Raw genomic sequence first — 12,268 nt, forward strand, 5'->3', positions numbered from 1 at the left:
AGGCTCCCCCGGTCGCGACGTGTCCCGCTCTTTCAGCCCAGGAACAGGTCCGGCAGCAGGGAGGCGCCCGGCCGTACGGCATAGCCGTCGAAGTCGACCACCCCGGCCTCGCGCAGAATTTCCTCGTCGATCGCGAAATGGCCGGTGTAATCGCGCGCCGGACGGGTCAGCATGACGTGGGCGGCGTCGGCCACGATCTCCGGCTTGCGGCAGTGTTCGGCCTTCACGCCGTCGATCATGCCGATCGCCGCGGTGGCGATCACCGTACGCGGCCACAGCGCGTTCACCGCGATGCCCAGCGGGGCGAATTCCGGGCTCATGCCCAGCACGCACAGGCTCATGCCCATCTTGGCGATGGTGTAGGCGGTGTGCGGCGCGAACCATTTCGGGTCGAGGCTGGGCGGCGGCGACAGCATCAACACGTGCGGGTTGGCCGCCTTTTTCAGGTACGGCAGGCAGGCCTGGGTGACCAGGAAGGTGCCGCGGGTGTTGACCTGGTGCATCAGGTCGAAACGCTTCATCGGCGTGCCTTCGGTGCCGGCCAGCCAGATCGCGCTGGCGTTGTTGACCACGATGTCGATGCCGCCGAAACGCTCGGCGGCCTGGGCGGCCGCAGCCACCACCTGGGCCTCCTCGCGGATGTCCACCTGCAGCGCCAGCGCCTTGCCGCCGGCCGCCTCGACCGCCGCCGCCGCGGTGTGGATGGTGCCGGGCAGCTTCGGGTTCGGCACGCCGCTCTTGGCCGCGATCACGATGTTGGCGCCATCGCGCGCAGCGCGCAGCGCGATCGCCAGGCCGATGCCGCGCGAGGCGCCACTGATGAACAAGGTCTTGCCGGCAAGGTTGGCCATGCGCGTCGCTCCGTCGGAAATGCGCCCAGTGTAGAGCCGCCGGGTCACGCCTTCTGGAAGCGCGGCAGGATGTCGCGCAACTCGGCCAGCCGCTGCACGGGATCGTCCAGTTCGAGCATGCGCTGCTGTTCGGCGGCATCCAGCGGCAACAGTTCGGCCAGCCGGAACCCCAGCCAGCTGGCGTCGTCGTAGGCGCCGCGCGGCGCATCGCGCCAGTGCGGCGCCATCGTCTCGACCAGCCGCTCCAGGATGGTCTGCAACAGGGCGAATTCCACCGGCACCGGCTGTTCCGGTTCGTCCGGCCAGACTCCCACGTCGCCGCGCAGCAGGCCGTCAGCGCGCACCCGGCTGCGTGCCACGCGAAAACGCGAACCGCCCTCGGCGATGATGCCGAGCAGGCCGTCGTCGTCGCGATGGAAGTCGCTGATTCGCGCGATCGTGCCGATCGCCGCCGGCACCGCCGGCTCGCCCACTTCCTGCCCCTGCAGGATCAGGCACACGCCGAAGCCGGTGCCGTGACGCGTGCATTCGCGCACCAGGTCGAGATAACGCGGCTCGAAGATGCGCAATTGCAGCCGGCCGCCGGGAAACAGCACGGAGGCCAGCGGGAACAGCGGTATCTCGACGAGCGGCGATTGGGACTGGGCAACCATGCATCGAGTGTACCCAGAGCCGACGTCCCGGTCTGCGACGGATGATTCAGCTCTGCCGCAGGCTCTCCACGAAGCGGCGCGGCGCCGCCTCGAAGCCGCCGTTGGACATGAAGATCACCTGGTCGCCCGCCCGTGCCTGCGTGCGCAGCGCGGTGATCAGCGCGTCGACCGTCGGCGCCGTGCTGCCGCGCCCGCCCAGCGCCGCGGTGACGCGGCCGGCATCCCACGGCAGTTCGGGACGATGCAGGAACACCACCGCGTCGGCATCGGCCAATGACGGCGCCAGCGCCTCGGCGTGCGCGCCCTGGCGCATCGAATTGGAGCGCGGCTCCAGCGCCACCAGGATGCGTGCGTCGCCGACCTTAGCGCGCAGCCCGGCCAGGGTGGTGGCGATCGCCGTGGGATGATGGGCGAAGTCGTCGTACACGCGCACGCCGTCCACTTCGCCGACCAGTTCCATCCGCCGCTTCACGCTCTCGAAACCGGCGAACGCCGGCAGCAGCGCGAGCGGGTCGGCGCCGGCCGCCGTAGCCGCGGCCAGCGCGGCCAGCGCGTTCATCACGCTGTGGTTGCCGAGCAGCGACCAGCGCACCTCGCCGATCCGCTCGTCGGCGTGCTGCACGGCGAAGGCCGAGCCGTCCGCCTCGATCAGCGTGGCCTGCCAGTCGCCGCGGCCGATGCCGAAGGTTTCCACCGGCGTCCAGCAACCCATCGCCAGCACCTCGGCGAGCCGTTCGTCGTGCGCGTTGACGATCAGCCGGCCGTTGCCCGGCACGGTGCGCACCAGGTGATGGAACTGACGCTGGATCGCCGCCACGTCGGGGAAGATGTCCGCGTGGTCGTACTCGAGGTTGTTGAGGATGGCGATGCGTGGGCGGTAGTGCACGAACTTCGAGCGTTTGTCGAAGAACGCGGTGTCGTACTCGTCCGCTTCAATGACAAACGGCTTGCCCTGCCCGAGCCGCGCCGACACACCAAAATTGCCCGGCACGCCGCCGACCAGGAAGCCCGGCGCCATGCTCGCGCTTTCCAGCAGGTGCGCCAGCAGGCTGGTGGTGGTGGTCTTGCCGTGGGTGCCGGCCACGGCCAGCACATCGCGATCGGCCAGCACCGTCTCGCCCAGCCACTGCGGGCCGGAGACGTAGCGCAGGCGCGCGTCGAGCATGTACTCGACCGCCGGATTGCCGCGGCTCATCGCGTTGCCGACCACCACCAGGTCGGGCGCCGGCTGCAGGTGTTCGGCCGCATAGCCGCTCATCAGGCCGATGCCGAGCGCCTCCAGCTGGGTGCTCATCGGCGGATAGACGTTGGCATCGGAACCTTCGACCGTGTGGCCCAGCTCGCGCGCGAGCGCCGCGACGCCGCCCATGAAGGTGCCGCAGATGCCGAGGATGTGCAGACGCATGCCGAGCGACTCCGTGAAATCCGCCCCGCCGGAGCGGGCAGCGCTCAGCCGTTCGCGGCAGCGGCTTCGCGCTGCAGCGCACGCTCGATCCGTGCAGTGACCTCGGCCAGCTCGCCGACGCCGTCCACCACCTGCAGCTTGCCGCGGCTGGCATAGAAGTCCGCCACCGGCGCGGTCTGCTCGGCATAGATCGCCAGGCGCCTGCGCACGGTGTCCGGGTTGTCGTCGGCGCGGCCTTCCGCCTTGAAGCGGATCTCGCAGCGCCCGATGATCGCCTCGTTCGGCACGTCCAGTTTCACCACCGCATCCAGCGGCTGGCCAAGCTTGGCCAGCAGGTGCTCGAGCGCATCGGCCTGGGCCAGGTTGCGCGGGTAACCATCGAGGATGAAGCCGGCCTTCGCGTCGGCCTGGGCCAGGCGATCTTCCAGCATGCCGAGCAGGATGTCGTCGGAGACCAGCTGGCCGGCTTCCATCACCGCCTTGGCCTTGAGCCCCATCGCGGTGCCGGCGGCGACGGCGGCGCGCAGCATGTCGCCGGTCGAGATATGCGGTACGCCCAGCGCCGTCTTCAATCGGGCCGCCTGCGTACCTTTGCCCGAGCCGGGCGCACCAAGTAGGACGAGTCGCATAATGCTCCACGAGTTCGGCGGGCCGCCGCACGCTGCTGCAGCCCGCCCGATGCACAGAATTGTCCGTCAAATTAGCCGCTGCACCGGGTGCCGTCAAACGGAGACCTTCGTCGTATCCGGCCAAGTACCTGTTGCAGAAGAGATTTACCGGCACCGCCAGCACGCTTCCACTGCCTGACCGAGGATCCCATGAGCTCGAACCGTCGTTCGCCCGCCATCACCGGCAACCTGCTGTACGCCCAGTCCGGCGGCGTCACCGCCGTGATCAACGCCACCGCCGCCGGCGTGATCGAAGCCGCCCGCGGCAAGGGGGTGAAGGTGTACGCCGCGCGCAACGGCATCCTCGGCGCGCTGCGCGAAGAGCTGATCGACACCTCGAAGGAATCGGCCGCCGCGATTGCCGCACTGCGCCACACCCCCGGCGGCGCGTTCGGCTCGTGCCGCTACAAGCTGAAGTCGCTGGAAGAGAACCGCGCCGAGTACGAGCGGCTGATCGAGGTGTTCCGCGCCCATGACATCCGCTGGTTCCTCTACAACGGTGGCAACGATTCGGCCGACACCGCGTTGAAGATCTCGCAGCTGGGCAAGGCGACGGGCTACGACATCCGCTGCATCGGCGTGCCGAAGACGGTGGACAACGACCTCGCCGTCACCGACTGCTGCCCCGGCTTCGGCTCGGTGGCGAAATACACCGCGATCTCCACGCTGGAGGCCAGTCTCGACGTAGCCTCGATGGCCGAGACTTCGACCAAGGTGTTCATCCTCGAAGTGATGGGCCGCCACGCCGGCTGGATCGCCGCCGCCGCCGGCCTGGCCGGCGAAGGCGCCGATGCGCCGCCGCACATCATCCTGTTCCCGGAGAACGCGTTCGACGAGACCGCATTCCTGGCGAAAGTGAAAGCCACCGTCGAACGCGTGGGCTGGTGCACCGTGGTCGCCTCCGAAGGCGTGCGCAACGCCGCCGGCCAATTCCTCGCCGAGGCTGGTACGCGCGACGCGTTCGGCCATTCGCAACTCGGCGGGGTGGCGCCAGTGCTGGCGGCGCTGGTGAAGGAGAAGCTCGGCTACAAATACCACTGGGCGCTACCCGACTACCTGCAACGCTCGGCGCGCCACGCCGCGTCGAAGGTCGACGCGGAACAGGCGTACGCGGTAGGCAAGGCTGCGGTCGACTACGCACTGGCCGGCATGAACGCGGTGATGCCGGTGATCGTGCGCACGTCCGACGCGCCGTACCGCTGGAAGATCGAGCCGGCAGCGCTGGCGAAGATCGCCAACCGCGAAAAGAAGATGCCGAAGAACTTCATAAGTCGCGACGGCTTCGGCATCACCGCCGCCGCGCGCCGCTATCTGGCACCGCTGATCCGCGGCGAGGCGGCGCCGCCCTACGGCAAGGATGGTTTGCCGGCCTACGTCACGCTGAAGAATATCGCGGTGAAAAAGAAGCTCGGCGAGCCCGGGCCGTTCGCCTGAATGCGCCAAGGCACCGCGAAGGCCGCATGCACGCAACCCGCCGAAAGTGTCGCCCGGCCCGACGAAATGAAAAGAGCCCCGTTGCCGGGGCTCTCTCATGGTCGAGCAGCGGAAGGCTGCGTCCGTCATCGAGCGGATCGCCTCATCCTTCGAGCGCGGATCCCCGATCAACCTGGTGCCCGGCATTGGCCTTGCTGGCTTCCCACGTCTCGCGCATTTCGCGCCAGCGACGATTGCGCTCGCTGAATGCGGGGTTCGAATTCTCGCGACCCAGCACCCAGAACTCCATCCAGTCGAGCACCAGCTCCTGGTTGGCGGCACGGTGCGCCGGGTTGATCGGGTTGTGCGTCCCGCCCGGGAAGCTCGCCGCCTCGATGGGTTTCTTCAGGATGCGCAAGCCCGCGTAGGCCTCCATGAACGCCGTCATTCCGATGACCGGCGGTCCCTTCAGATTTTCGCTCAGGTAGAGCAGCAGCAACGGCGATTGCATCTTGTCGAGCGTGAAGCTGGTCGAATTCTCGAGCCAGGCCTGCTTGTTGTGCCAGAACGGCTTGCCCTTCTCGCGCGAATAAAGCTCCTCGATGCCTTCCAGGTTGGGAAACAGCGATCGCGCCAGCACGTATTCGTTGAACCCGCCGGAGAACGAATCCTGCACGGCAACGGCCGCCGGCACGAATCCCTTGGCCTGCGTGGCGATGTAGAAGGTCCGGAAGCCCATCCGGGAATGGCCGAGCAGCCCGACTTTTCCGGCGTCGACCAAACCCCGCTCCTTCAGCGTCCGAACCGCCGCATCGACGCCACCCTGGAAGTCCGGCAATTCATCGACCGTGCTGTCCTTGATGCCGCTCTCGCGACTGTCGCTCAAGGTCAGCACCACGTAGCCGCGCGCCGCGAAGGTCTGCGCGGAGTGGCCAGGACGCAAGGTGACGCCATCCGGACTGAAGCGGTCGAAATTCACGTCGCCCAGTTGCACGATCAGCGGCAGCGCGCTTCGACCCACCGAGGCCTCCGGCAACACCAGCGCCCCGGACCACGGCTTGCCGCGTGCGTCGGTCCATTCCATCTTTTCCACGGGCAACAGCCTGGCCCGTGCGATCACCGGGTCCTCGGCCGACAGCTGCATCTCCTTGCCCTTGAGTGCCGCCACCAGTCGAGGCGGCTCGTTGACACTCTGCCGAATCTCGACCTTCACGCCTGCCGCAAGCCGGACGGGAGCGGCCTCATCCTGGTCCGCTGCGCGGGGCTTGACCTGGCGGCCCACCCATTGCGCCCCGCGTAGCCTGTACACCCAGTGGAAGCGCTCGGTGCCGCGCTTGTACGTCACGCTCAGTTCGCGACCCGGCTCCTTCCACTTGACCTCTGCCCCGGGCGGGTAAGGCTTTCCTTCCGCCCCCGGCAACGCGGCAACGACCCGGGTCGCCCGGGTGACCACGTCGTACTCGACGATGTACGACGAGCTTTTGCGCTTCGGATCGGAAGCATCCAGTGGCAGCATCGTGTTGACCAGGAGCACTCGCCTGGAATCCGGGAACCACAGTGCCGCCACCCGGGTGGAGTCGGAGACCGCCCAGCCAACCGGCGCCTCGACCAGCTTGCGACCCTCCAGCGTGGTCGAGTCGAACAGGTAGAACTGCGTCGAGGCGTCGCGGTCGTTCTTGATGTCGTGGCCCTTCCAGGCAGCCTGACCCTCCGACGACTTGGCCGCGACGATCCAGCGGCCATCGGGAGAGATGTCACCAAGGGTCCGGATGGTGTGCTGGCTCTCCACGTGGCCGAACTTGCGTGCCGCCCCGTCCCGGACCGAGAGGTAGGACTGGTAGCGCGGGATTTGCCACGAGAGCGCACGCTTGAAGTAGTCGCTGTCGACGTAGTTCACCGGGTACGGCAGGTCGGACTCCTGCCACAGGGTTTCGTGCGAAACCCGCTCCTGGAAAACAAGCCGGTCGCCGTCCAGCTTGAATGTTTCGACATAGGCCATGCCGGGCGACAGCGTTTTTACCGCACCCGTCGCGATCTCCAGCCTGCGCAATGCCGAATTGGATTCCTGATCGGTCTCGAGGAAATAAATGGCACTCGAGTCCGCCGTCCAGGTCGCCTGGCGGATGCCGAGCCGCCCCAAGTGGCTGAAGTCGCGGGTACGCGACTGGTGGGTGGCGACCGGCGCGGGCGCGGGCCGCCCCGCCTTGATCGCCGCTGCGATGGCGGCCGCATCGTGCACGACAAGCTGGTAGATCGAGAGGTCCTGGTCGATGTCGCCGCGCATGGTCAGCACGAAGAATTTCGTGCCGTCCGGCGAGGGCGTCACCTTGGCGTTGTCGGTGTAGTAGGAGCCTTGCGCACCGCTTCCGTCGTCGGAAACGTAGTAGGTCAGCTCGACCGAATCACGGACAGTCCAGGGTTGTTCACCGGCGAAGGCTGCCGATGGCATCATCAGCATGCTTGCCAGTACACCAAGTAAAAACCGGTTCATTCCTTACCTCCTGACAAAGGGGACATGCGGCACGCCCGCCTTGGCGTGCGGCATGCGTGGGATGGTCAATGGGGGGCAGGCCCGTGCAGCGGGGGCCCGACGAGCTAGCGCGTTGTTTTCACCAGGCAGCGCGCAGTTGCGCGCTGACGAAGCGTCCGACGGGATCGGCATTGGCGACGTCGTAGTTGAGGCCGTAGTAGGTGGCGACGTAGGGGGGCTTGCGGTCGAACACGTTGGTCGCGGCCAGTTTCAGTTCCATTTCCCGCAGCCACTGCCAACCCAGGTAGCGAGCGATGTCCGTCTGTACGGACAGGTCTATCGTCGTGGACGATGCCACGCCGGGTTTCCTGGGAAAATCGCCGACATACCGGTAGTAGGAGTCTTTATAACTATCGGTATAGCGAGCGGCGACGGTGGCCGACCAGTTTTTCCTGGCAAAATTCAGCGAGCTTCGAAAACGCAAGTCGACCGGGTAGCCGACCTCGTTCAGCTGCACCAGGGGCTCGCCGCCCGGCGCAAACTGCTTGGTCGAGCGCAGCATCTTCATGCCCGAAGTCTCCAGGCTCCAGCGGCCCGCTGCGCTCTCCCACTCGTAGGAGGCCAGGAAGTCGACTCCGGCCTGGCGGACTTTCGCCAGGTTCCGCGTACGCGTATCCACGATGTACTTGACGTCCGGAATGGCATCACGGGCATCGCACTCCGCAAAGTTCGCCATGTCGTAGCAGCCCGAGAAGCTGGCTTCGTCGAGATACGCCGCCACGTCGGCGGCGGCCGGCGACCTGGCGACCAGGAATTGATAGGTCGGGTCGAGTATCACGTAATCCTGCGAATAGGCACTCGGGAACGGCGAACCTATGCGGTCCCTGTAATTGACGTTGAAATAGGTGACAGAGAGGTTCAATCCGGATAGGCCGGTGGGCCGGTAGTCGAACCCCACGGACCAGTTCCGCGACTTTTCCGGACGCAGCTTGGCGGTCGAGCCCAGCAGGATCATGACGTTGGTTGGGCCGCTCTCGTCCACGAAATAGTCGTAGTAGGTAAAGGTCTGCAGGCCGTGGGCGGTCTGCGACAGGGTCGGCGCCTTGAACGACGTGCCGATGCTGCCGCGCAGGTTCAGGGACTCGAGCGGAGCCCAGGCCACGCCGAGCTTCGGGTTGATGCTGGATCCGAAATCGCTGTAACGCTCGCCGCGTGCAGCCAGCGAGAGCTCCAGCCGCTCAAGGCCAGGACGGCGATTGGCAGCGCCGAACAGCGGAACAGTCAGTTCGGCGAAGCCGGCGCTGACGCGACGACGGGTCAGGAAGTCGTCCGCCGAACCGTCGGAGTTGTGGTACACGCGCCGCAAGTCTTCCCAGCGTCCACCGGCCCCGGCGGCGAAGCGCACCTGGCCGCCACCGACCTGCATGAGTGGCCCGTCCGCGACCACGTCGAGCGCCTTGATCCGCGCGGTCAGGATGTTGTCGTAATTGTGCTGCAGCGTATCCAGGGTCGGGCCTATCCACATGGTCAGATCGAGGACATTGCGATCGCCCGAGCCGTCGATCCGCAGCTGCCAGTCCCGGTCGAGGTCGATGGAAATGCCGCCGCCTGCAGCGGTGTTGCGCGAGTCCGCCCGGGCCACACTGTAGCCGAGGAAGCTGGAGCGATAACTCGCCTTGCTGAGCCGCTTGCCGTGAGTCGCCTCCAGATGCGTCGAGACACGCTCGGAGAGGTCCTGCTCCACCGACAACATCATGCCGCGGTTGTCGGCGCCGGGCACCAGCACGGCGTCCGAGAACCTCGGGTTGATTTTATCGAAGCGGTCTTCGGCTTTCAGCGGGGTGGAACGCTGGGCGTCATAGGTAAAGAATGCCCTGCCACTGTCCCAGGAATGGCCGAACATCTGGGTGGCCTGCTTTTCGTACCTTCCGCCGTCGGTGACCGTGCCGTAGCGCAGGCGGGTTTCGGCGCCGTGCAGATCCTTGCGGGTGATGATGTTGATTACCCCGCCGACCGCATCGGCTCCGTACAGCGCGGAAGCGCCATCCGTGAGCACCTCGACGCGATCCACTGCGCTCAACGGGATCATCGTCAGATCGACGAAACTGTCGTTGCCGGCGCGCGCCATGCGGCGGCCGTTCAAGAGAACCAGGGTCGAATCCACGCCCAAGCCGCGCAGGTTCGCGCCGGCGCCGAAGCCCGTGGTCAGATAGTTGTTTTCGTCCGACTGATACAACGTCCCCTGACGGTCGCTGATCGAATTGAAGTTCTGCGGCAGATCGGCAATCACGTCGGCCAGCGTGAATCTTCCGCTGCGCTCGATCTGCTCGCGGCCTATCGTGATGATCGGCACGGAAAGGTTCGGGACGCCGCGAATGTTCGAGCCCGTCACGGTGACCGTATCGAGGTCGAGCACGGTCTTTTTCGACTCGCCCGGTGCGGTGGCCGAGGTTGAGCTGGCAGCCGGATTATCACCGGACCGGCTCCCTTGATTCGCCCCCTTCTTGACGATCATCAATACGCCGGACGGATCTCGCCGAACCTCGTGACCACTGGCTTGCAGCAGCTTCGAGAGTGCCTGCTCCGCAGTCAGCGCACCCCTGGCGCCGTTCGTTCGCAGCCCTGCGAGTTGATCCTCGCGATAGATGAATTCCGCACCGGACTGTTCGGTCAATGTGCGCAGGGCGGCGATGAGATCTCCGGACGGGATGTCGATCTGCTTGCGCGTGCCGGTTTGCGCGAACGCCGCGATGGACCATGAACACGCCAGCGCCAGCGCGGTAGCGCGGATGAAATGGGTTTTACACATGGATCCGTTTCCCCTGAATGCCTCTCGTCAGGGAGGCGTCCATCTCCGGGACGACGTCCTGCGCCAATACCCTCAATCGAAATGCCGGTCGGCACTCGCTTCCCGCTGCTCACCACGGAAAGGCCATGCCCAGCTGGCGGGTGCAGCCGCCGGACGAGGCATATGGCCGCCCCGGCGGGTCGTCGCGCCGACGCCAGTGTTGCAGCTGCGCATGCCGATCCGGCGCGGGAACGCCTACTTCGCCCGCAGGTGGATTTCGTTGCGAACGCGTTCGACGTGCAGACCGAAGCCTTGTTCCAGCACGCGGGCGAAGGCCTCGGCGTTGGTCCAGGCGAAACTGCCGCCTACCGGAATGGTGGCGATCGCGGGATCGTCCACGATCAGCTTGTGCACGCTGTAGCGATTGAATTCCGCCACGGCGTCAGCCAGCGGCGTGCTGCGGAACACGAGCAAGCCTTCGCGCCAGCTCAGCAGTGCGGCCATCTCCCGCGCCGACAGGTGGCGCACGCGCACGCCATCTCGATCGGCAACGGCCACGGCGCCGGCAGACAGCAGCGTTGCCGGCATGACATGGCGGCGAGTGGCGTCTTCCAGGCGAACCCGGCCCTCGGTCACCGCAACGCGCAAGCTCTCGCCGTCGCGGCGCACCGAGAAGCGCGTTCCGACGGCGACGACCTGGCGCTGCAGCACCTGCACCGCCAAGGGGCGACCCGGCTGGGATGCGACGTTGAGGAAGACCTCCCCACGCTCCAGCGTCAGGTGGCGCTGGCGCCTCGAATACGCCACCGCCACGCCGCTGTTGCTGCCAAGCTGGATCGTCGAGCCGTCGGTCAGCGTGATCGTCCGCATTTCGCCGACAGCCGTGGCATAACTGGCCCGCTCGATGGCGCCGAATTTCCACCAGCCCGTGAGCAGCAACAGCAACAGTGCGGCCGCCGCAGACCAGGGCAGCCAGCGGGGTCGCCGAACCCGCGTGTGCTCACCGGAGGCGACTTCAGTCCGCCGGGCGCGTCGACCGGGCGCAGGAATGGCCGGTGCGAAATCGTCGTTCGAGTGCGATTCGGGCCACGCGCCCGGTGGCGGTACGCGCTCCGGCGGCAGTCCGGCTCCCAGCGCCTTGAGGCGGGCGGCGCGCTGCCAGCCGGTGTTCAGCCGTATCCAGGCGACACGGTGGGCCGTGGAAGCATCCAGCCAGGCCTGGAATTCGGCTTGCTCCGCATCGCTCCAGTCGTCTTCGCGACGCACCAGCCAGGCTGCAGCGGTGCGTTCAATGTCCTCGTTGCTGGCCATGGGCGTCCTCCGGCAGTTGCAACCCTTCAGGCAGCGGACAATCGCTGCCGCCGAGCACCATCGCGGTGATGTCGCGGGTGGCATCGGCCAGGTGCTTTTCAACGGTCTTTTGCGCAATACCCATCCGCCTGGCGATCTCCTTGAGCGGCAATTCCTCCACCCGCCGCAGCCACAGCACCTCCCGTCGCCGCGGCGGCAGGCGGTCGAACGCGCGGACCACGCTGCGCAGCTCCCGCTGTGAAGTCAGCCAGCGATCCGGCGTGATCACGTCTGCCGGGACATGTGACGACGCCATTTCTTCCAATGCTTCCAGTGGCACCACCTTGCCGCGCCGCCAGCGGTCCACCATGAGATTGCGGGCGGCAGTGAACAAAAACGATTTTGGCTGAAGTGGCAGAGCCTTGGCAGCCGCTTCATAAACCCGGACGTAGACTTCCTGACGCAAGTCCGCCACGTCGTCGCGATGAGGCCACCAGCGCAGCAAATAGCGCACCAGTGCCGCTTCGTGCACAAGGATTTCGCCTGCGAACCAGTCATCCAGAGTTGTGTCCATGAGCGCCAACATTGGAGTCGTCCATGGGCGGACCTGACGGAGTATTGCAGTTCCATCTGCGACTTTGATCCAAAGCAGACCGGATTGAGGGTGATCTCTTTTTCGCTCGTCACGAAACAGTTTGTGCCGGGAAAAGCTGCCGGGAGCCGTGGCTGC

Annotated in this window: 9 protein-coding genes; 1 reads left to right on the plus strand and 8 read right to left on the minus strand. The window is 66.4% G+C overall.

Annotated elements, in window-relative coordinates; translation table 11 throughout:
- Positions 1 to 32: 32 nt before the first annotated feature.
- From R5H19_RS15335 to R5H19_RS15350, 4 genes are read right to left on the minus strand one after another with little or no spacing between them, the layout of a single operon-like run.
- Positions 33 to 851 carry an NAD(P)-dependent oxidoreductase gene (locus R5H19_RS15335; RefSeq protein WP_318159902.1) on the minus strand — a complete coding sequence of 273 codons (819 nt, stop codon included), beginning with the start codon at positions 849 to 851 and terminating at the stop codon, positions 33 to 35.
- Between the two features lie 44 nt (positions 852 to 895).
- On the minus strand, positions 896 to 1,504 hold the full coding sequence (locus R5H19_RS15340) for an LON peptidase substrate-binding domain-containing protein (protein ID WP_318159903.1): 609 nt from the start codon (positions 1,502 to 1,504) through the stop codon (positions 896 to 898).
- A gap of 46 nt (positions 1,505 to 1,550) precedes the next feature.
- A complete protein-coding gene (gene mpl, locus R5H19_RS15345) occupies positions 1,551 to 2,909 on the minus strand; it encodes a UDP-N-acetylmuramate:L-alanyl-gamma-D-glutamyl-meso-diaminopimelate ligase (protein ID WP_318159904.1) in 1,359 nt (452 codons plus the stop codon).
- 44 nt (positions 2,910 to 2,953) lie between these two features.
- Complete coding sequence (locus R5H19_RS15350; protein WP_318159906.1) at positions 2,954 to 3,538, minus strand: adenylate kinase; 585 nt, start codon at positions 3,536 to 3,538, stop codon at positions 2,954 to 2,956.
- 189 nt (positions 3,539 to 3,727) lie between these two features.
- On the opposite strand from R5H19_RS15350, the gene R5H19_RS15355 reads away from it, so the two are divergent.
- Entirely contained in the window at positions 3,728 to 5,011 is a 1,284-nt protein-coding gene (locus tag R5H19_RS15355; protein WP_318159907.1) for a 6-phosphofructokinase, read from the plus strand.
- A gap of 142 nt (positions 5,012 to 5,153) precedes the next feature.
- Here the strand turns inward: R5H19_RS15355 and R5H19_RS15360 are convergent, their stop codons facing one another.
- The 4 genes from R5H19_RS15360 to R5H19_RS15375 form a co-directional block, all read right to left on the minus strand.
- On the minus strand, positions 5,154 to 7,481 hold the full coding sequence (locus tag R5H19_RS15360) for a hypothetical protein (RefSeq protein WP_318159908.1): 2,328 nt from the start codon (positions 7,479 to 7,481) through the stop codon (positions 5,154 to 5,156).
- A gap of 118 nt (positions 7,482 to 7,599) precedes the next feature.
- Complete coding sequence (locus R5H19_RS15365) at positions 7,600 to 10,269, minus strand: TonB-dependent receptor (protein ID WP_318159909.1); 2,670 nt, start codon at positions 10,267 to 10,269, stop codon at positions 7,600 to 7,602.
- A gap of 234 nt (positions 10,270 to 10,503) precedes the next feature.
- Positions 10,504 to 11,559 (minus strand): FecR domain-containing protein, encoded by a 1,056-nt coding sequence (locus R5H19_RS15370; RefSeq protein ID WP_318159910.1) that lies wholly within the window; start codon positions 11,557 to 11,559, stop codon positions 10,504 to 10,506.
- Complete coding sequence (locus tag R5H19_RS15375) at positions 11,537 to 12,112, minus strand: sigma-70 family RNA polymerase sigma factor (protein ID WP_318159911.1); 576 nt, start codon at positions 12,110 to 12,112, stop codon at positions 11,537 to 11,539. Before R5H19_RS15375 ends, R5H19_RS15370 begins: the two co-directional genes overlap by 23 nt.
- Positions 12,113 to 12,268 lie beyond the last annotated feature (156 nt).

The organism is Rhodanobacter sp. KK11, from assembly GCF_033345435.1.
Lineage (GTDB): Bacteria > Pseudomonadota > Gammaproteobacteria > Xanthomonadales > Rhodanobacteraceae > Rhodanobacter.